This window comes from Amycolatopsis sp. NPDC049691 (assembly GCF_040675005.1).
Lineage (GTDB): Bacteria > Actinomycetota > Actinomycetes > Mycobacteriales > Pseudonocardiaceae > Amycolatopsis.
The window spans coordinates 225,317-246,480 of sequence record NZ_JBFANX010000006.1; the positions used below are offsets into that span (position 1 = coordinate 225,317).

Genomic DNA, 21,164 nt, shown 5'->3' on the forward strand with positions numbered 1-21,164 from the left:
ACCCGGTCGGTGAAGGGCACCCGCACGGCTTTCGCGGGTGCCCTTCCCGGCGTTCAGGCGACCAGCAGCGTCTTGCCCACCGTGGTGCGGGATTCGATCGCCGCGTGGGCGTCCGACGCCTTCTCCAGCGGGAAGCGCTGGCCGATCACCGGGACCAGCCGGCCCGCCGCCGCTTCCGCCAACGCCGACTCCGTGAACCCCCGCAGCTGCGCCGGGCTCCCGATCGAGCGCACCAGCGTGACTCCCCGTGCCGCAGCGTCCACTTCGGACACTTCCGCCCACGAGCCGCCGGCCAGGCCGTACACCGCCATCCGGCCGCCGCGCCGCAGCAGCCCGAACGCCGCCGTGCCGATCGCCCCGCCGACGCCGTCGAACACGACGTCCACCTCGCCGACGCGGGCCGCCCACTCCGGCGCCGAGTAGTCGACGACGGCGTCCGCGCCCTGGACGCGGGCCACCTTCGCCGGTCCGCCCGCCGCGCCGATCACGAACGCGCCCGCCGCCTTCGCCAGCTGGACCAGCAGGCCGCCGACGCCGCCCGCCGCCGCCTCGACCAGGACTCGATCACCCGGGCGCACCCTGGTGGCGTGCACCAGGCCCGTCGCGGTGCGGCCGTCCGCGAGCAGTGCCACCGCCGCGTCGAGGTCGAGGGCGGCCGGGACTCCGAACACCGCCGACGCGGCCACCGCGACGCGTTGGGCGTACCCGCCCGTGCCCCCGGTCGACGTCACCACCCGCTGCCCGGCGAGGCCCGGATCCACGCCTTCGCCGACCGCGCTGATCACGCCGCCGACGCCGTTGCCCGGGATCAGCGGCGGCTCCGCGCGGAACGGCCCCGGAGCGCCCGCCCGGAACTGCGTCTCGACGAACGTGGTGTTCGCGAACGCCACTTCGACCAGCACCTGACCGGGTCCGGGGACCGGGTCGGGCGCGTCCCCCGGCACCAGCACTTCCGGCCCGCCGAACTCCCGCAACCACACAGCTCTCATGCCGCCACGCTGCAACCTCCAGCCCGGTCGAAGTCAACGCACTTGTCCGCTGGGCACCACGAAACCGGCGGAGAAATGTCCGCCCAGCACGATGACACCGCCGTCCGGGTGGTTCACCGTGAGTGGCAACACCGCCTTTGCATCCGGACGCAGACCGACCCAGGAGGCCGACCGTGCGTATCGCCGTTCCCCGTGAAATCAAGAAGCACGAGTACCGGGTCGCGCTGACCCCGGCCGGGGTGCACGAGCTGGTCGGCCGCGGGCACGACGTCTTCGTCGAGACGGGCGCCGGCGTCGGTTCGTCCATCACCGACGAGGAGTACGTCGCCGCGGGCGCGAAGATCCTCGCCACCGCCGACGAGACGTGGGCCGAGGGCGAGCTCGTCCTCAAGGTCAAGGAGCCGATCGCCGAGGAGTACCCCCGGCTGCGCGCCGACCAGGTCCTGTTCACCTACCTGCACATCGCCGCCGACCGCCCGCTGACCGACGCGCTGCTGGCCGCCGGCACCACCGCGATCGCCTACGAGACCGTGCAGACCGCGACCGGCGCGCTCCCGCTGCTCGCCCCGATGTCCGAGGTCGCGGGCCGGCTGGCCCCGCAGGTCGGCGCGTTCTCCCTGATGAAGCCCAGCGGCGGGCGCGGTGTCCTGCCCGGCGGCATCCCCGGCGTGCACCCGGCCCGCGTCGTCGTCATCGGCGGCGGGGTCGCCGGCCTGAACGCCGCCCGCGTCGCGCTGGGGCTCGGCTCGGACGTCGAGATCCTGGACACCAACGTCGACCGCCTCCGCCAGATCGACAACGACTTCGGCGGCCGCATCCGCACGGTGACGTCGAACCGGCTCTCGGTCGAGGAGTCCGTGCTGCAGGCCGACCTGGTCATCGGCGCGGTGCTCGTCCCCGGCGCGAAGGCGCCGAAGCTGGTCTCGAACGAGCTGGTGGCCCACATGAAGCCGGGCAGCGTGCTCGTCGACATCGCGATCGACCAGGGCGGCTGCTTCGCCGACTCGCGCCCGACCACGCACGACGACCCGACCTACACGGTGCACGAGTCCGTCTTCTACTGCGTCGCGAACATGCCGGGCGCGGTGCCCCGGACGTCGACCTACGGCCTGACGAACGTGACGCTGCCGTACGCGGTCCAGCTGGCCGAGCACGGCTGGAAGGCCGCGCTGCAGGCCGACGCCGCGCTGGCGAAGGGCCTCAACACCCACGCGGGCGCCCTGACGAACGGCCCGGTCGCGGTCGCCCACGACCTGCCGCACACGGCGCTGGAGACGGTGCTCGCCTGAGCTATCCCACCCGAGCGGGCCCCTGTCGTTCTTCGGCAGGGGCCCGCTCCCCTTTCACCAGCTTCCGCCCGAACGCGATGGCAGGCAGCTCGACCCACTTGCGCAGGGCACAGGCGAACAGGAGTGCGACGGCGGACGTCGCCGCGGCCTTCGCCGGCCCGGTCGGGAAGAGCAGGCCGGTCACGCCCGCCGCGCCCGTCTGGGTGAGGTAGAGCGCGTAGGACCGGTCGCCGATGAAGGCGAGCGGACGGCTCGACAGCAGCCGACGCACCGGGCCCCGGCCGAGCACGGCCACGAGCAGCAGCGCCGCGCCCACGGCGTAGACCGGCACGACGAACTGCCAGTTCCCGCCCAGCGCCTGGCCGAGCGGCTTGACCGACAGCTGCAGCGCGCCGAACCCGAGCGCGACCAGCACCGCCGCGGCCGGGCTGGTCAGCGGCCGCAGCACCGCGAACCCGCGCGGGTGGTGCAGGGCGAGCGCGAGCAGGCAGCCGACGACTAGCGAGCCGTAGTGCACCGTCAGGCTCGCCCACTGGTGCGCGGGCGCCAGCGGCAGCACGCCGAGGACGAAGCCGAGCGCACCCGCGCCGATCAGCACCCGCAGCGCGGTCTTGCCGGACTTCGCGAACGACGTCAGCACCAGCAGCACGGGCCAGCCGAGGTAGAACTTCTCCTCCACACCGAGCGACCACGACGTCGGATAGGGCGTGTTGAAGTCGACGACCTCGTTGCAGAACGTCAGGTAGTACGGCATCGCGTCGGCGAGCCTGCTGCTGGCGTACGTCCCGGCGAGCGTGACCGCCACCGCCGTCAGGCCGAGCAGCAGGAAGTACACCGGCAGGATCCGGAAGACGCGCCGGACGTAGAACGCGCGCAGCGAGATCCGGCCGGTGCGGTCCTCTTCGCGCAGCGCCAGCGTGGTGATGAGGAAGCCGGACAGCACGAAGAACAGCTGGACGGCGATCCAGCCCTGCAGCCGGTCGACGACCGGGCCGCCGTAGTGGAAGAACACGACGGCCAGCGCGGCCAGCGCGCGCAGGCCGGTCAGGCCGGGGAACCACGACGAGGAGCGGTATCCGGCGTGGTCGAGGGGCCGCCACGAGATGATCATGCGCGCAGCGTCCGATCCGGACGCTGAACGCAGCCTGAAGCCGGCTTAAGGCGTCTTCAGCTCCGGGAGCCGGACGACGAACCGGCTGCCGCCGTCGAGCGCGGCCGTGCCGCCGTGGGCGCGCGCGATGTCGGCGACGATCGCCAGGCCCAGACCCGATCCGCCGTCGTCGCGGGCGCGGGCGTCGTCGAGGCGGACGAACCGGTCGAAGACGCGCTCGCGGTCGGCTTCCGGGACGCCGGGGCCGTCGTCGGTGACCGAGAGCACGGCCCAGCCGTCCACAGCGGACAGCTCGACGGTCACCCGGGACACCGCGTGCCGCCGCGCGTTGTCGACGAGGTTGCGCAGGAGCCGTTCGAGCCGCGACCGGTGGCCGCGCACCACGGGTGTCCCGCGCACCGCGATCTCCGCGCGGCCCGCCGCGACCGTCCGGACCACTTCGGACAGCGCGACGGGTTCGAGGCGGTCCGGTCCGGCGTGGTCGAGCTTGCCGAGCAGCACCAGGTCGGCGACGAGGTCCTGCAGCCGCGTGACGTCGAGCAGCGCGTTGTCGCAGGCATGGCGCCAGTCCAGGCGGTCGGGGTGGGCCAACAGCACTTCGAGCTGTGTCCGCAGGGACGCGAGCGGGGTGCGCAGCTCGTGGGACGCGTCGGAGGTGAACCGGCTCTGCCGCGTGACGGCGTCGTCGAGCCGGGCGAGCATGGTGTTCATCGTCCCGGCGAGGCGCGCGATCTCGTCCCCGGTGCGCGGGTCCGGGACGCGGCGGCTCAGGTCGTGCGCGCCGATCTCGGCGACCTCGCCGCGGATGGCTTCGACCGGGCGCAGCGCGCGCCGCACGGCGAGCCACGCGATGACGCCGATGAGCAGCGCGACCGCGGGGACGCCCGCCGTGAGCACGGCACGGACGGAGTCGACCGCCGCCTGTCCCTCGGGATCGACTTGGGCGCCGGCGTACACGTCGTACGCGCTGTCGCCGCTGTCGGCGTGGACGACGTGCAGGACGAGGTCGTCGTCCAGCCCGCGCAGCTCGGGCGCGCAGCCGACGGACGCCTGCGCGGACCGGTCGTATTCGTACGGCCGAAGGGTGACCTCGGTGTCGTACGCGGCCAGCGTCGCGCCACGCAGGACCGGACAGGACGCGACCGACGCGCCGGCCCGGTCCTTGACCTCGTAGATCGAGTCGCGGACGAGCAGCGCCAGGTCGGCGGGCCGGGCGCCGGTGTTCAGCAGCTGGACGACGGCGTCGGCGTGGGCGTCGGCGAGCTGGGTGGCCGCGTTCTCGAGGCGGCTCTGCGCCTGGAGCACGAACCAGACGGAGACGGCACCGAGCGCGACGGCGGAGGCGGCGAAGGCGGTCGCCGCGACGCGGAAGCGGGTGGCGCGGAAGAAGCTAGGCACCCGCCGGCACCACGTGGTAGCCGGCACCGCGGACGGTCCGGATGGTCTCCGCGCCGAACGGGACGTCGATCTTACGCCGTAAGGCACTGACGTGGACTTCGACGAGGTTGGCGGTCGCGGAGGCGGCGAAGTCCCACAGGTTGTCGAGCAGCTCGGCCTTGGTGACGACCTGTCCCGGCCGTTGCATGAGGTAGGCGAGGAGCGCGAATTCCTTGCCGGTGAGCGCGATCTCGGCGGTACCGCGCCGGCAGGTCCGCCCGGCTTGGTCGAGTTCGAGATCACCCAGCCTGAGGACCCCCGCCCGGGTGGCACCGCCCCGCCGGATGAGCGCGCGCAGCCGCGAAAGCAGGACGCCATAGGAGAAGGGCTTGGGCAGGAAGTCGTCGGCACCGGTGTCGAGCGCCTCGATCTCGTCGTCCTCACCGTCCTTGGCGGTGAGCATGAGGATGGGCGTGGAGTTCCCCTGCTCCCGCAGCCGACGGCAGACGCGGTAGCCGTTCAGCCCGGGCAGCATGATGTCGAGAACGATGGCGGAGTAGGGGTGTTCCCCGGCGAGCCAGAGAGCATCCCGCCCGTTGTGGGCGACATCGACGGCATAGCCCTCGGCGCCGAGCCCGGCCCGCAGCGCCTCGGCGAGCCGACGTTCATCTTCGACGAGCAAGATCCGCACCGGGCAACGATGTCACACAGAGGGCCCGGGACATAAAGGGGCGACCCGCTCAACCAGCCTGGGGGTCACTGGGAGCGGGCCGCCGATGTCTAGCTTAGAGGGCTAGCGCGGAGTTCGCTGCACCGGGTCGGCAAGTCACACGAATTCTTTACCAAGTTGATCTGACCCGCGGCGGGTGTCCGCGGCGAAACCTCAGGTCAGCGCCTTCCGCGTGCACGCGCAGCCACCGGGTTCGGTTGCCGAACGTGACGAACGTCGCGTCGCGCGGGTTCTGTCGTTCCGGGCGCGCGGGCCGCGCCGGTAGGGCAGGATGACGCCGCATCAGCGGGAACGTTAGGGGACGGTATGCACGACGGCAGTGGCCGGATTGTGGTGCAGAACCTGAGCAAGCAGTTCGGCACCGTGAACGCGGTGCAGAACCTCAGTTTCACGGTCGAGCCGGGTTCGGTGACGGGCTTCCTCGGGCCGAACGGCGCCGGGAAGACGACGACGTTGCGGATGCTGCTCGGGCTGGTGACGCCTTCGGCGGGGCAGGCGACGATCAACGGGCGTCCGCACTCGCAGCTGGGCAATCCGGCGCGGGTGGTGGGTTCGGTGCTGGAGAACGAGGGGTTCCACCCGAGCCGGACGGCGCGCAACCACCTGCGGGTGTACGCGGCGGCGATCGGCGTGCCGGACCGGCGTGCGGACGAGGTGCTGGGCCTGGTCGGGCTGGGCAGCGCCGCGGACCGGAAGGCGGGCGGGTTCTCACTGGGCATGCGGCAGCGGCTGGCGCTGGCGACGGCGTTGCTGGGTGACCCGCAGGTGCTGGTGCTGGACGAGCCGACGAACGGCCTCGACCCGGAGGGCATCCTCTGGCTGCGGAACTTCCTGCGGTCCTACGCGCGGGAGCAGCGCCGGACGGTGCTCGTGTCGAGCCACCTGCTCAACGAGGTCGAGCAGCTGATCGACCAGGTGGTCATCATCAGCCAGGGCGTCACGCGCTACTACGGCCCGCTGGAGCAGCTGCGCAAGAGCCAGCAGTCGCGGGTGCTGGTGCAGCCGGCGGACCCGGGCGCGCTCGTGAAAGCGTTGCAGGAGAACGGCATCACCGCCGTTTCACCGACGCCGGACGGCCGGGTCGCGGTCGCCGGGTCGAGCGTCCAGCAGATCGGGGACATCGCCGCGAAGGCCGGGATCGCCGTCTACGGGATGCAGGAGGACCACGCCGACCTGGAGCGGATGTTCTTCCAGCTGACGCAGGGTCAGTACGCCGGCGGCGCGCCGGGTTACCCGCCGCAGCCGCAGTACCAGGGACCGCCGCCGCCCGGCTACCCGCCGTCGGGGCCGCAGCAACAGCAGCAGTACTGGGGAGGACCGCAGCGGTGATGGGCAACCTGATCAAGGCGGAGTTCCGCAAGACGCTCTCGCTGAAGACGTGGTGGGTGCTGCTGATCCCGCTGGCGCTCGTGGCGTTCTGGCTGACGTTCGCGTGGGGCAAGATCACCAACGACTTCGCCGACTTCATCGGTTCGAGCGACGCCCGCGAGGTCGCCGGCGCGGTCGGCCTCGACGCGAGCAAGCTGCCGGTCGGGCTGCTGGCGTTCGCGCACGGCGTCAACATCGCGCAGCTCGTCCCCGGCCTCTTCGGGGTGTTCGCGCTGGCCGGTGAATACCGCAGCAAGACGATCACGACGACGTTCCTCACCGCGCCGAACCGGGTTTCGGCGCTGACCGCGAAGATGCTCACCTACCTCGCGTGGGGCGCGATCTACGGGCTGGTGAGCTTCGGCGTCTCGGCGATCGCGGTGATGGCGTCGGTCGACTCCGGCCGGTGGCCCAATGCGGGGCAGTGGCTGGCCGCGCTCGGCGGGACGATCCTGGCCTCGGCGCTGGTGACCCTCTTCGGCATCGGGTTCGGCGCGGTGCTGCGCAACGTGCCGCTCGCCGTCGTGCTCTTCCTGGTGTGGTTCCTGATCGTGGAGAACGTCCTGGTCATCGCGCTCTGGGGGCAGACCGACCTCCTGGGCGGGATCCTGCCGAACGGCACCGCCAACGGGATCGTGGGCGGGATCGCGGCGGACGCGTTCGGGATCAACACGCTGAACATCCCCGGCGGGGTCGACCACTGGTCGCAGCTGGGCCTGCAGCTGGCCGCGGGCGCTCCGGGCGTCATCTCGTGGTGGGCCTCGGCGTTGATCTTCTTCGCCTGGACGATGCTCTTCTTCGGGCTGGGCTGGCTGGGCAACCAGAAGCGCGACATCACGTAGGTTCACCCGTCCGAGGAGGCCGGCTCGACGACGTCGAGACGGCCTCCTCGGCTTTCCGGGAAATATTTTGTCGGTGGCGGCGCTTAGTGTTGCAACGTGACCACTGCTCCGCCCCGCTCCCGTCAAGAGCTCCCACCCGCTGAGACCGTCGGCTGGGTCCGCCGGCTGTCCGCCGCGGCCTGGGAGCACCGCGCCATCGTCGTGCTGTCGCTGCTGGCCGCCGTGTTCAGCGTCGGCGTGCAGGCCGCGAGCCCGCTGCTGGTGCGCTCGGCGGTGGACGACGCCGTGGCGGGGCGCACCGAGGCGCTGCCCGGGATCGCCGTCTTCCTGGTGGCGCTGCAGCTGGTCGCGTTCGGCACCGCGTTCCTGCGCCGGTATTTCGGTGGGAAGCTCGCCCTCGACGTCCAGCACGACCTGCGCCAGCGCGTCTTCAACGCGGTCTCGCGGCTGGACGGCGGCAAGCAGGACGCGCTGCGCACCGGCCAGGTCGTCTCGCGCGCGATCTCCGACCTGCAGCTGGTCGTCGGCATCCTGATGCAGATCCCGCTGTCGTTCGGCTCGGTGATCTTCGCGGTGCTGTCGTTCGCGGCGATGCTGTGGATGTCGCCGGTGCTGACGCTGATCGCGCTGTTCGTCACGCCCGCGGTCGGCATCGTCATCGCCCGCAGCCGCAAGCGCCTCTTCCCGGCGACGTGGTCGGCGCAGCAGCGCGCGGCGGACGTCGCGCAGCAGGTCGAGGAGACCGTCACCGGCGTCCGGGTGGTCAAGGGCTTCGGCCAGGAGGCGCGGGAGGTCTCGAAGCTCGAAGGGACCGCGCGGAAGCTGTTCGCGGAGCGGCTTCGCGCGGCGAAGCTGTCGGCGGTGCCGACGGCGACCACCGCGGCCCTGCCCGCCGCCGGGCAGGTCGCCGTGCTCGGCATCGGCGGCGTCCTCGCGTTGAACGGCTCCATCACGCTCGGCACGTTCCTCGCCTTCGCGACCTACCTCGCGACGCTGATCGGGCCGGCCCGGATGCTGTCCGGCCTGGTCGTGCAGGCCCAGCTGACCCGCGCGGGCGCCGAGCGCGTCTACGAGCTGATCGACGCGCAGCCGGAGGTCGTCGACTCCCCCGACGCGCGGCCGCTGCCCGCCGGCCCGCTCGGGGTCGAACTCGACGACGTCCGCTTCGGCTACACGCGCACCGAACCGGTGCTGGCCGGGCTCTCGGTCACCGCGAACCCCGGCGAGACCCTCGCGCTGGTCGGCACCGCGGGATCCGGGAAGTCGACGATTTCCCTGCTGCTGCCCCGGTTCTACGACGTGCACGCGGGGGCGGTGCGGGTCGGCGGCCTCGACGTGCGTGACGTTCCGCTGCGGCAGCTGCGGCAGGCGATCGGCGTCGTGTTCGAAGAGGCGTTCCTGTTCTCCTCGTCGATCCGGGAGAACATCGCCTACGGCCGCCCGGACGCGAGCGAGGAGGAGATCGTCGCGGCTGCCCGCGCGGCCGAAGCCGACGAGTTCATCCGCGCCCTCCCGGAGGGCTACGACACGCTGGTCGGCGAGCGGGGGCTGACGCTCTCGGGCGGCCAGCGGCAGCGGCTCGGGCTGGCCCGCGCGCTGATCACCGACCCGCGGATCTTGATCCTCGACGACGCGACGTCGGCCATCGACACCGTCACCGAGGCGGCGATCCACGAGACCCTGCGCTCGGTCACCGCGAGCCGGACGACGCTGCTGATCGCGCACCGGCGTTCGACGCTGGCACTGGCCGACCGGATCGCGGTGCTGGACGAGGGCCGCGTCGTCGACGTCGGCACCGAAGCCGAGCTGATGGCGCGCTGCCCGCTGTTCCGCGAGCTGGTCGCGGGCCCTGGCGACGACGTCGAGGAGAAGCACCGCTGCGAGGGCCTCGACTGCGGCCAGGACGGGATCACGCCGGCGCTGTGGCCGCGGGACGAGAACCGCGACGAGGTCGACGACCTGGCCGACGCGGCGCGGCAGCGCAGCGGCGACCCGAACAGCAGCGGCTTCGTCGGCGGGGGCGGCGGCCTCGACGTGCCGCCGACGCCGGAGCTGATCGAAGGCGTGCGCAAGCTGCCGGCCGCGGTCGACGAGCCGCGGCTGTCCGATGTGGACGTCACCGCGCCGGACCCCGGCTTCCGGCTGGCCCGGCTGCTGCGGCCGGTCCGCTGGCCCCTGGCGGTGGTGATCGGGCTGGTGGCGGCGGACGCGCTGGCGTCGATCGCGCTGCCGGGGCTGTACCAGTTCGGCGTCGACCACGGTGTTCGCGCCGGCGTCGAAGGGATGGTGTGGCTCGCCGCCGGGATCGGCGCGCTGGTGATCGCGGCCGACTGGCTGGTCGTGTTCGCGCAGACGCGGCTGACCTCGCGAGTCGGTGAGACGGTGCTGTACGCGCTGCGCGTCCGCAGCTACGCGCACCTGCAACGGCTCGGGCTCGACTACTACGAGCGGGAGCTGTCCGGGAAGATCATGACCCGGATGACGACGGACGTCGACGCGCTCTCGACGTTCCTGCAGACCGGCCTGGCCACCGCGGTGGTCAGCGCGCTGACGCTGGCCGGCATCACGGCGGCGCTGCTGGTCACCGACGCCGGGCTGGCGCTGTTCGCGCTGGCCATGGTGCCGGTGCTGGCGGTGGCCACGGTGATCTTCCGGAGGGCGGCGTCGAAGGCGTACAACGAGGCCCGCGAGCGGGTCAGCGTCGTCAACGCGGACATGCAGGAGAACGTCAGCGGGCTGCGCGTCGCGCAGGCGTACACGCGCGAAGACCGTTCCGCGGAGGCGTTCGCTTCGCGCAGCGACGACTACCGGCGCTCGCGGCTGCGGGCGCAGCGGTACGTCGCGACGTACTTCCCGCTGGTGGCGCTGCTGTCCGATTTGGCGACCACGACGGTGCTGGTCGCGGGCGCCAACCGCGTCTCGGCGGGAACGCTGTCGGCCGGCGTGCTGCTGGCGTTCCTGCTGTACCTGCAGCAGTTCTTCTCGCCGATCCAGCAGCTGTCGTCGGTGTTCGACGGCTACCAGCAGGCCCGCGTCGGCCTGAACCGGATCGGCGACCTGCTGCGGACGCCGACGTCGGTGCCGGCGGCGGAGAACGCCGTCGCGGTGCCCGAGCGGCTGCGGGGCGAGGTTTCGTTCAAGGAGGTCGACTTCGCCTACGCCGGAACGGACGCACCGGCGCTGGCGGAGTTCTCCCTGGACGTCGCGGCCGGCGAGACGATCGCGCTGGTCGGCGCGACGGGCGCGGGCAAGTCGACGGCGGTAAAGCTGGTGGCGCGCTACTACGACGTCACCGGCGGCGAGGTCCGCATCGACGGCACGGACATCCGCGAGTACGAGCTGGCCGGGCTGCGGCGCCGGATGGGCGTGGTGCCGCAGGAGGCGCACCTGTTCTCGGGCACGGTGGCGGACAACGTCCGCTACGGCCGCCCGGAGGCCTCGGACGCGGAGGTCGAGGCGGCGGTCCGCGCGGTGGGAGCGTTCGACGGGGTGGCGGCGCTGCCGGCGGGCTTCCTGCAGCCGGTGGGCGAGCGCGGCCGCTCGCTGTCGGCGGGCCAGCGCCAGCTGGTGGCGCTGGCGAGGGCGGAGCTGGTGGACCCGGACGTGTTGCTGCTGGACGAGGCAACGGCGGCGTTGGACCCCTCGACGGAGGCGGCGGTGCTGCGGGCAACGGAGACGGTGGCCCGCCGCCGAACAACGTTCGTGGTGGCCCACCGCTTGGCCACGGCGGCACGGGCGGACCGCATCGTGGTGCTGGACCACGGCCGGATAGCGGAGACGGGAACGCACGAGGAACTCCTGGCGGCCAACGGCCACTACGCCCGCCTCTGGGCCCTGGGCTGAGGAGGACGGCCGGCCCGCGGCCGGCGCGGGTCGAGGGCCGGGGGCCGGGGGCCGGGGGCCGAGTCTGAAGGCAAGTGCCGGAAGCCATCTCCAATCCACCGCGGCCGCCCGTGCCATCGGCCACCGCGCCGGCGAGCCCGGCAACTCGCGCCCGCCACCATCCCCGGCCAACTACGCCCACCTCTGGGCCTGGGCTGAGGAAGACCTCCTGGCCCGCGGCAACCGCGCCGGCGAGCCCGGCAACCCGGCCTTCGCGAAACCCCGACCCGCGCCCGCCACCACCCCCATCCAGCCCAGCCAACCGAACCTCCACCAGCGCGGCCCCCACCACACCACCCCCGGCCGCCGCCCCGGCTGAACGCCGAAAGTCCGTGGCCGAGGACATCCCACCCTGGAACCATGGCCGACATGTTCGAAGAGCACCGGGTGCCCGACCGGCAGATCCGGGCCGCGCAGACCGAGACCACCCTGCGGGTCTACCAGGCCTACTCACCCGCGATCGCGGACGCCGCGCTCGAGAAGCAGACCTTCGTCGAGCCGTTCAAGCGCGACCGGATGACGTGGATCAAGCCCTCGTTCCGGTGGATGGCCTACCGCTGCGGCTACGGCAAGAAGCCGGGCCAGGAGCGGATCCTCGCGATCGACATCACCCGCGCCGGCTTCGAGTGGGCCTTGGCGCACGCGGCCCTCAGCCACCCGCGTCGCGACCAGCCCAAGGATGCCTGGCAGCAGGAGCTCAAGACGAGGCCCGTGCGCATCCAGTGGGATCCCGAGCGAGACCTCCACCACACCGCGCAGAACTTCCGGGCCATCCAGGTCGGCCTGAGCGGCGAGGCGGTCGACCGCTACGTCGACGAGTGGATCACCGCCATCACCGACGTCACGCGGGTGATGCGCGACATCTCCGGCCTGCTGGCCACCGACCAGCTCCACAAAGCGGTCAAGCTCGTCCCCCACGAGCCGCCGTACGAACTCAGCGAAGACCTCGCGAAGGCCATCGACGCCACCGGCTAAGGCAGCGCCCGCCACTTCAGCGAACCCATCCCCGCCGCCTCGACGTCGGGGCGGGATGCCCACCGGACCGTCCCCGGCCGCACGTGCACCCCGGCTCCGACCAGCCAGTCCGGCTCGTCCGGCTCGACCCACTCCATCTCTTCGAAGTCCGCCAGCGTCGGCCACACGGCCGAGCACGAATCGCACGTCAGCACGACCGTGCCGGACTCCGTCACCAGCGGCCGCACCAGGCCCTGGTCCCAGAACGACGGACATTCGACCAGCCACATCCCTCCAGTGGAACCCGCGGCGGTGAACGGCCTCACACCGAAGGACGAACCGGAGGACAAGAGCCCGCGAACCCTGTACCGGGTCCAGCGCTTAAGGTTCCCTTAGCACATCTTGATCGAGTCAGTGACCGATCCCCTAGTGCGCCACGCCTCACACAGGCCGGTTCCATCACATCGCGGTCACCGAGGGGGTTAGCCTGGTAGGCGCATCAGCGGATTCATGATCGAGATCGAGACGGATAGAGGCGAGCCCCAGCCGTGTCCAGCAGCAGCCCTGCGTCACAGTTCGGCCCCAACGAGTGGCTGGTCGAAGAGATGTACGACCAGTTCCTCGCCGACCCTTCCTCAGTCGATGCCGCATGGCACGACTTCTTCGCGGACTTCAAGCCGACGCAGAACGCGCAGGCCAAGGCGGACAACGCCCGGCAGCAGGCCGACGCCAAGCCCGCCACCAACGGCCAGGCCGCCCAGCCGTCGCCGAAGGCCGTGCAGAACGCGGAGTCGGCGGCCAAGCAGGCCGCGCCCGCCAAGCCGGCCCCCAAGGCCCAGCCGAAGGCGGCCCCGAAGCCGGCGGCCGCGAAGGCCGAGCCCAAGGCCGAGGCGAAGAAGGAAGAGCCGGAGTCGAAGCAGCTGCGCGGCGCCGCGGCCGCCATCGCGAAGAACATGGACGCCTCGCTGAGCGTCCCGACCGCGACCAGCGTGCGCGCGGTCCCGGCCAAGCTGATGGCCGACAACCGCATCGTCATCAACAACCACCTCAAGCGCACGCGCGGCGGCAAGATCTCCTTCACGCACCTCATCGGCTACGCCATGGTGCGGGCGCTGAAGGCCTACCCGAACATGAACCGGCACTACCAGCTGATCGACGGGAAGCCGTTCGCGGTCACGCCGGAGCACGTCAACTTCGGGCTCGCCATCGACATGAAGGGCAAGGACGGCTCCCGCACGCTCGTCGTGGCCTCGATCAAGGGCTGCGAGGACATGACGTTCCTGCAGTTCTGGCAGGCGTACGAGGAGATCGTCAAGAAGGCCCGCAACAACAAGCTCACCGCGGACGACTTCTCCGGCACCACGATCTCGCTGACCAACCCCGGCGGCATCGGCACCAACCACTCGGTGCCCCGCCTGCAGGCCGGCCAGGGCGCCATCATCGGCGTCGGCGCCATGCAGTACCCGGCCGCCTTCGAGGGCACCAGCGAGAAGACGCTGGTCGACCTCGGCGTCTCCAAGATCATGACGCTGACCTCGACCTACGACCACCGCATCATCCAGGGCGCGGAGTCGGGCGAGTTCCTCAAGCGCATCCACGAGCTGCTGCTCGGTGAAGACGGCTTCTACGACGACGTCTTCACCAGCCTCCGCCTGCCGTACGAGCCGATCCGCTGGGTCGCCGACATCCCGGACGGCCCGGTCGACAAGACCGCCCGCGTCATCGAGCTGATCGACGCGTTCCGGATGCGCGGCCACCTGATGGCCGACACCGATCCGCTGAACTACCGCCAGCGCAGCCACGCCGACCTCGACGTCCTGTCCCACGGCCTCACGCTCTGGGACCTCGACCGCGAGTTCCCGGTCGGCGGCTTCGCCGGCCAGGAGCGGATGAAGCTGCGCGACATCCTGGGCGTGCTGCGCAACTCCTACTGCCGCACGGTCGGCATCGAGTACACCCACATCCTCGACCCCGAGGAGCGCCGCTGGATCCAGGAGCGCGTCGAGATCCCGCACGAGAAGCCGGACCCCGCGGTCCAGAAGTACGTGCTCTCGAAGCTCAATGCCGCCGAGGCGTTCGAGACGTTCCTGCAGACCAAGTACGTCGGCCAGAAGCGGTTCTCCCTCGAAGGCGGCGAGACGGCGATCCCGCTGCTCGACACCATCCTCGACAAGGCCGCCGAGCACGAGCTCGACGAGGTCGTCATCGGCATGCCGCACCGCGGCCGCCTCAACGTCCTGGCCAACATCGTCGGCAAGCCGATCAGCCAGATCTTCCAGGAGTTCGAGGGCAACCTCGACCCGGGCCAGGCGCACGGCTCCGGTGACGTGAAGTACCACCTCGGCGCCGAGGGCAAGTACTTCCGGATGTTCGGCGACGGCGAGACGAAGGTGTCGCTGACCGCGAACCCGTCCCACCTGGAGACGGTCGACCCGGTCCTCGAGGGCATCGTCCGCGCCAAGCAGGACATCCTCGACAAGGGCGGCGAGGGCTACACCGTCCTGCCGGTCCTGATGCACGGCGACGCGGCCTTCGCGGGCCAGGGCGTCGTCGCCGAGACGCTGAACCTGGCGCTGCTGCGCGGGTACCGCACCGGCGGCACCGTGCACGTCATCGTCAACAACCAGGTCGGCTTCACCACCGCGCCGGAGCACTCGCGCTCGAGCCAGTACGCCACCGACGTCGCCAAGATGATCGGCTCGCCGATCTTCCACGTGAACGGCGACGACCCGGAAGCCGCGCACTGGGTGGCCAAGCTGGCCGTCGAGTACCGGCAGGCGTTCCACAAGGACGTCGTCATCGACCTCATCTGCTACCGCCGCCGCGGGCACAACGAGGGCGACGACCCGTCGATGACCCAGCCGGCGATGTACGACATCATCGACACCAAGCGCTCGGTCCGGAAGACCTACACCGAGTCGCTGATCGGCCGCGGCGACATCTCCGTCGAGGAGGCCGAGGCCGCGCTGCGCGACTTCTCGAGCCAGCTGGAGCACGTCTTCAACGAGGTCCGCGAGCTGGAGAAGCACCCGGCGAAGGCCAGCCCCTCGGTCGAGGAGGAGCAGCAGGTGCCGGCCAAGGTGCCGACCGCGGTGTCCACCGAGGTCATCGAGCACATCGGCGACGCGTTCGTGAACGTCCCCGAGGGCTTCACGCCGCACCCGCGCGTCAAGCCGGTCATGGAGCGCCGCCACAAGATGTCGCGCGAGGGCGACATCGACTGGGCCTTCGGCGAGCTGCTGGCCTTCGGGTCGCTGGCGATGGAGGGCCGGCTGGTCCGGCTGTCCGGCCAGGACTCCCGGCGCGGCACGTTCACCCAGCGGCACTCGGTGTTCATCGACCGCAAGACCGGCCAGGAGTACGCGCCGCTGCAGAACCTGGCCGACGGCCAGGGCCGCGTGATGATCTACGACTCGGCGCTGTCGGAGTACGCGGCCGTCGGCTTTGAGTACGGCTACTCGGTGGCCAACCCCGAGTCGCTGGTGATGTGGGAAGCGCAGTTCGGTGACTTCGTCAACGGCGCGCAGACCGTCATCGACGAGTACATCTCCTCGGGCGAGGCCAAGTGGGGCCAGCGCTCGGACGTCGTCCTGCTGCTGCCGCACGGCCACGAGGGCCAGGGCCCGGACCACACCTCCGGCCGCATCGAGCGGTTCCTCTCGCTGTGCGCGGAGGGTTCGATGACGGTGGCGGTGCCGTCCACCCCGGCGAACTACTTCCACCTGCTGCGCCGGCACGCCCTCGACGGCATCCAGCGCCCGCTGATCGTCTTCACGCCGAAGTCGATGCTGCGCAACAAGGCCGCGACGTCGGCGGTGGAGGACTTCACCGGCGAGAGCCGCTTCATGTCCGTCATCGACGACACGACGCCGGACCCGGCGAAGATCCGCAAGGTGCTGCTGACCTCCGGGAAGCTGTACTGGGAGCTGGTGGCCGAGCGGACGAAGCGCGAGGCGGACGACGTCGCGATCGTGCGGATCGAGCAGTACTACCCGCTGCCGAAGAAGAAGCTGGTGGCGGCGCTCGAGCGCTACAGCAACGCTTCGCAGGTCGCGTGGGTCCAGGAGGAGCCGGAGAACCAGGGTGCGTGGCCGTTCTTCGGGCTCAACCTGCCGCGGAAGTTCCCGGAGCTGTTCTCGAAGCTGGAAGTCGTGTCGCGGCGCCCGATGGCGGCCCCGTCGGCCGGCTCGTCGAAGGTCCACGAGGTCGAGCAGAAGGCGCTGATCTCGAAGGCGTTCGACTGATCGCTTGAACACGACGAAGGCCTCCTCCCGGTTCGCCGGTGAGGAGGCCTTCGTCGTCAGCCGCCCGAGGTGATCGAGAACGGCGCCCAGTTGACCGCCGCGCGGAAGGGGCGCTCCGCGTACCCCGGGCCCAGCGCGCGTTGGCGGGCGATGTCCGCCGCCGCTTCCGCCGCGGACGTCGTCCCGAGCTGCTGACGCCGGTGCCGGCAGGCGGCGAACTCCTCGACGTTCCCCGCCGCCCGGTGCGCCACCGAAAGCAGCGTGTAGGCCAGCGCCAGGTCCAGCTCGCCGAGCGCCACCCGGTCGGCCACCCACGTCAGGAGCTCCCGCGCGCTCGCGGTGGCGACGCGGCGCTGGGCGTCGGTCAACGCCGTGCTCACCGCTTCCAGCGACCAGTCGCCCCCGGCGGCGAGCCGGTCGTGGAACCAGAGCATCAGCACCGCCGTCGCCAGGTCGGGGACCGGGCGGAACGTGCTGATCAACGCCGTCGCGCCCGCGGCGAGCAACGTGCTCGCGATGCCCGTCAGCTCGTCGCCGGTCCGGACGCGGTGCTTGCCGCTCTGGCACGAGCCGAGCACCACGAGCGCGCCCGACCAGTCCAGCGACGCCAGCCGCGGCAGCGTCACCCGGTCCGGTCCGCCGTCCGGGTGCGCCAGCAGCAGACCCGACCGTTCGGGCCGGGCGTCGTCGAACACGGCGTGGCAGGCCAGGTGCACCAGGCGCGCGGTGCCGTCGAGGGCCTCGGCGAGCCAGTCGAACGTCAGGTCGCCGCCGTGCCGCGCCTCCCCGCCGAGCCGGGCGGCGACACCCGCCGCCTCCGCCCGCGCGAACGGCAGGTCGCCGAGCGGGTCGCCGCCGATGACCAGCGACTCCCGCCGCGTCCACGACTCGCTGTGCGCGGCGCGCAGCAGCGACGCGCTGGGCACCACGAACGTCCCGCGGCGCGGCTCGACACCTCCGTCCGCGCGCGGCACGAGGTGCAGCGACGCCAGGTGCAGTACGCCGTAGGGCGCGATGTACACGTCGGTGCGCACGTCCGCGACGAGCCGCGCCAGCCGCTGGTACACCGGCTGGGCGAGCAGGCGGTCGAGGCCGCGCGGGTCGTCGTCGTTCAGGAGCAGGCGGAACTCGGCGAGGTCCGGGTCGTCCGCCGGGACGACCAGCCGGACCCCGATCTCGCCCGCGGCCACCGTGAAGACGTAGATGCCCTTCTTGCCGGAGAAGAACTCGATCAATGTGCGGGACCCGCGCAGCGAGAGCAGCGCGCGGACGTCCGCCGCGGTGGAGGGCGTGGCCAGCCGGTGCAATCGGACATCGGGCGGGAGCTGCTCCCAGACCGTTTCGAGCCGCGCGCGGACCTCCTCGATCTCCTGGTCGACGGCGAAGAGCCGGGAGACGCGTTGACGCGGGGTGAGGTCCTCGCCGAGCGAGCGGGTGCGCAGCCCGGCGAGCCGCCGCCACAGCTGCTCCTCCTCCGCCGCGCGCGGATCGTCGACGACCGGCGGCCGGTCGCGCACGGCCTCGATCAGGGACCGGGACTTCGCGGCCTGCAGCAGCTCGAAGGCGCGCTCGGGGTGCCCGAGGTCGATCGCGACCTCGACCGCCTCGGCGTACGGCGGCTCGACGTACACGCCGAACTGCCCGGTCGCCCCGACGTCGACCGCGTTGCGCCGCAGCTCCGAGTGCGCCGCGCAGGCCCGTTCGAGCCGCTGCAGCGTTTCCTCGGTCCAGCGTCCGTCCGCGAAGGCGAGCCCGCCGAGCACGGTGTTCACGACGAACGCCGGCGCGACGTCCGGAGTGGCTTCGAGCGAGGTTTCCAGCTGCGCTGCGATCTCCGCGGCCTCGTCGGCCCGGCCCTGCCGGAACAGGAAGTGCATCAAGCGGGCGCGCCGGCTGGCGAGCCGTCCCGGCATGTCCTCGGCCATCCGCTGCCCGGCGGCGACGAACCGCCGCAGGTACCGCTCCTCCAGCTCGACGGCACCGTGCTCGCCCGCGATCCCGGCGGCGACCCCGTCGAGGACGCCGCTGTCGGCGATGCTCGCGAGCTCTTCGCGCTGCGCCTCCGTCAACTCGACGCCGGCGAGCCGCTCGGCCTGCCGGTCGCGGACGAACGCCTGCAGGCCGCGGGCCCGGGCCAGCAGTTCCAGCGCCCGCTGCGGCGGGACGTGCTCGAACCGCTGGCTCAGGCTGCACTGGTTGACCAGGGCGGTCAGTTCGCGCCGAGCGTCGCCGAGCTGGTTCGCGTACTGCTTCGCGCGCTCCAGGTACTGCCACGCCGTTTCGTGGTCGCCGGTCTCCATGTACAGGTAGCCGAGGCCGTTCCAGACGCGCGGCAGGCAGTGGACGGCACCGAGGTGGTCCCACGCCGCCTCGGCCCGCCTGAGGAGCCGCTCGGCGTCGGCGTACCGGTGCCCGCCCAGCAGCCGTTCCCCCTCCTCGGTGGCGTCGGACGCGGTCTTCGCGAGGAGCCCGATCTCGAGCGCCGCGTCGGCGGGGTGCTCGCCGGCGAACTTCGCCTCGGTCCGCTGCTCGATCCGGCGCACCATTTGCTCGTGCCCGGTCGTGTAGCGCTCGACGTCGACGTCCGCGTGCAAGCGGTGGATGAGGTCGTGGGCGTCGACGAAGGCTTGCGTCGCGGCTTCGGCGTCGATCTCGCGGGCTCGGACAGCGAGGTTGTAGCGGGCCACGAACTCGTCGTAGCCCGCACCGGCCTCGCGGAACATCGCCGCGGCTTCGCGGGTCTTGGCGACGGCCTCTTCGAGGCGGCCCTGCCGCTGCAGCTCCTCGGCGAGGTTGTCGGTGGTGATCGCCCGGACGACCGGCGCCTGTCCCGGTACGGCCAGCGCCTCCTCGTACCGTTCGGCCGCCCGCGGGTCCCCGCGCCGGGACAGCACCATCGCGTGGTTCTGCAGCGCGGCCCGGTAGCCTTCGGCGTCCCCGGACGCCTGGGCCGCCTTGACGGCTTCGGCCAGGTACTCGTCGGCCTCGGGCAGCCGGTCGTCGGCCAGTTCCACCAGGCCGAGCCCTTCGAGCGCGGCGCTGACCGCGTTGAGGTCCTCGAGTTCCCGGGCGATCCCGAACGCGAGCGCGTACGCCTGCCGGGCGTCGTCGAACTGCCGGGCCTGACGCGCGGCCTGGCCCAGCAGCCGGTAGAACGCGAACACGGCCAGCCGATCGGCCGACTCGGCCTCCGCCAGCTCCAGCCCGCTCATCAGTGCCCCGTAAGCGTCCTGGTGGCGGCCCTCGCCGAGGAGCCGGTGGACGTGCTGGATCAGGCCCAGCAGCCGCAGGTCGGCCTCCGTCGGCTCGGTCACGCCCCGGCCGCCCGGAGGATGGCGGCCGGGTCGTCGACGAGCTCCGCCGCCGCGGCTTCGGCCGTCGTGCCGCGGTATTCGGCCGTTTCCAGGTCCGAGAAGCGTTCGACCAGCTCGCCGTAGAGCCGCTGGTACTCGGCGAAGAGGACTTCCTGCTGCGGCCGCGTCAGGTCGTCGGTGAAGATCGCGCCCGCCGTCTTGCGCCAGCTGCGTTGCGCGGCGCCGAGTTCACCCGCGATCACCTGCTCCTTCGTCCGTTCCCACAACGGGTAGAAGGCGAGCTTGCGGTAGTCGTCGCGCTCGGTCTTCGCCTCCACACCGACCACGATGAAGTCGTGCTCGGTGTAGGGCACGAGGGTGACGCCGTCGTCGAGCAGCCGGTGCAGCCGCCCGCCGGCGACGCGCAGCGAGGCCAGCTCCGCCGCCGAAGTCGTGGTCCTCGGCCGGCGCATCACGACGTAGTTCAGCGGCCGGAAGCCCTTCTGCCACGACCGGTAGGCGCCGACGCGCAGTTCGACGTCCGGCGATTCGAGGAACGACTCGATGCCGCGGATCAGCGACGCCGCCAGCGGCACGGCCCCGGCGAGCCCGCCGAACCCGACCGCCGCGGTGACGTCCTCGACGACCTTCAGCGAGCGCGCGATCCAGTCGGTCGTCTTCGCCCGGAACAGCGCGACCAGCAGGCTGACTTCGTCGCCTTCGTACGGGACCGGCCCGGCGACCCGGACGTTCGCGATCTCGACGGCGTCGTCGGCCCCGGTGACCTGGAACCGGCGGGTCAGCTCCGCACTGCTGAGCACGGTGGGCACCGCGACCGTCGTGCCCTTGTGGACGAACTCGGTGACGACCGTCCCGAAGGGCAGGTACTCGCGCCACAGCTCGCGGGCGCGGGTCAGCCACATCTGCCGGAGCCGGACCTCCAGGTAGACCTGGCCGGGCGCGAACTCCGGCGCGGGCCCGGTGTCCACCGAGGGGACTTCCACGGCGACGATGCCTTCGGCCTCCCGCTTGACGACGCGGTCGACCAGTTCCCGAATCCCCATCGCTTCCCCTCGTCCGGATCG

13 protein-coding genes are annotated in these 21,164 nt (G+C 71.8%); 6 read left to right on the plus strand and 7 right to left on the minus strand.

What is annotated here, in order from left to right; all coding sequences use genetic code 11:
* Positions 1-53: 53 nt before the first annotated feature.
* Positions 54-989, minus strand: a complete 936-nt coding sequence (locus AB0J40_RS16195; RefSeq protein WP_364453113.1) for a zinc-binding dehydrogenase — start codon at positions 987-989, stop codon at positions 54-56.
* Positions 990-1,162: 173 nt separating this feature from the next.
* Between AB0J40_RS16195 and ald the strand changes: the two genes are divergently transcribed.
* Entirely contained in the window at positions 1,163-2,278 is a 1,116-nt protein-coding gene (ald, locus tag AB0J40_RS16200) for an alanine dehydrogenase (protein ID WP_364453116.1), read from the plus strand.
* Position 2,279: 1 nt separating this feature from the next.
* On the opposite strand, the gene AB0J40_RS16205 is transcribed toward ald, so the two are convergent.
* The 3 genes from AB0J40_RS16205 to AB0J40_RS16215 are packed head-to-tail and all read right to left on the minus strand — an operon-like array spanning position 2,280 to position 5,457.
* Entirely contained in the window at positions 2,280-3,389 is a 1,110-nt protein-coding gene (locus AB0J40_RS16205; RefSeq protein WP_364453117.1) for an acyltransferase, read from the minus strand.
* Between the two features lie 45 nt (positions 3,390-3,434).
* Positions 3,435-4,787: an ATP-binding protein gene (locus tag AB0J40_RS16210; RefSeq protein WP_364453119.1), complete on the minus strand. Its 1,353-nt coding sequence runs from the start codon at positions 4,785-4,787 to the stop codon at positions 3,435-3,437.
* Positions 4,780-5,457, minus strand: a complete 678-nt coding sequence (locus tag AB0J40_RS16215; RefSeq protein ID WP_364453121.1) for a response regulator transcription factor — start codon at positions 5,455-5,457, stop codon at positions 4,780-4,782. Before AB0J40_RS16215 ends, AB0J40_RS16210 begins: the two co-directional genes overlap by 8 nt.
* 345 nt (positions 5,458-5,802) lie before the next feature.
* Here AB0J40_RS16215 and AB0J40_RS16220 point away from each other — a divergent pair, with 345 nt between their 5' ends.
* The 4 genes from AB0J40_RS16220 to AB0J40_RS16235 all read left to right on the plus strand — a co-directional run bounded on the left by AB0J40_RS16220 (position 5,803) and on the right by AB0J40_RS16235 (position 12,563).
* Entirely contained in the window at positions 5,803-6,825 is a 1,023-nt protein-coding gene (locus AB0J40_RS16220) for an ABC transporter ATP-binding protein (protein WP_364453123.1), read from the plus strand.
* Positions 6,825-7,706 carry an ABC transporter permease subunit gene (locus tag AB0J40_RS16225; protein ID WP_364453126.1) on the plus strand — a complete coding sequence of 294 codons (882 nt, stop codon included), beginning with the start codon at positions 6,825-6,827 and terminating at the stop codon, positions 7,704-7,706. The genes AB0J40_RS16220 and AB0J40_RS16225 overlap by 1 nt, the downstream gene beginning before the upstream one ends.
* Positions 7,707-7,802: 96 nt before the next feature.
* Complete coding sequence (locus AB0J40_RS16230; protein WP_364453128.1) at positions 7,803-11,549, plus strand: ABC transporter ATP-binding protein; 3,747 nt, start codon at positions 7,803-7,805, stop codon at positions 11,547-11,549.
* Between the two features lie 408 nt (positions 11,550-11,957).
* Positions 11,958-12,563, plus strand: coding sequence for a DUF4291 domain-containing protein (locus AB0J40_RS16235; RefSeq protein WP_364453681.1), 606 nt, complete (start codon positions 11,958-11,960; stop codon positions 12,561-12,563).
* Here the strand turns inward: AB0J40_RS16235 and AB0J40_RS16240 are convergent.
* Positions 12,560-12,832, minus strand: coding sequence for a hypothetical protein (locus tag AB0J40_RS16240; RefSeq protein ID WP_364453130.1), 273 nt, complete (start codon positions 12,830-12,832; stop codon positions 12,560-12,562). The two genes, AB0J40_RS16235 and AB0J40_RS16240, sit on opposite strands and share 4 nt — an antisense overlap.
* A gap of 258 nt (positions 12,833-13,090) precedes the next feature.
* Between AB0J40_RS16240 and AB0J40_RS16245 the strand changes: the two genes are divergently transcribed.
* On the plus strand, positions 13,091-16,786 hold the full coding sequence (locus AB0J40_RS16245) for a multifunctional oxoglutarate decarboxylase/oxoglutarate dehydrogenase thiamine pyrophosphate-binding subunit/dihydrolipoyllysine-residue succinyltransferase subunit (protein WP_364453133.1): 3,696 nt from the start codon (positions 13,091-13,093) through the stop codon (positions 16,784-16,786).
* Between the two features lie 56 nt (positions 16,787-16,842).
* Here AB0J40_RS16245 and AB0J40_RS16250 read toward each other — a convergent pair whose 3' ends face one another.
* A complete protein-coding gene (locus AB0J40_RS16250) occupies positions 16,843-20,100 on the minus strand; it encodes a CHAT domain-containing protein (RefSeq protein WP_364453134.1) in 3,258 nt (1,085 codons plus the stop codon).
* A complete protein-coding gene (locus AB0J40_RS16255) occupies positions 20,097-21,143 on the minus strand; it encodes a hypothetical protein (RefSeq protein ID WP_364453136.1) in 1,047 nt (348 codons plus the stop codon). The genes AB0J40_RS16250 and AB0J40_RS16255 overlap by 4 nt, the downstream gene beginning before the upstream one ends.
* Between the last annotated feature and the right edge of the window lie 21 nt (positions 21,144-21,164).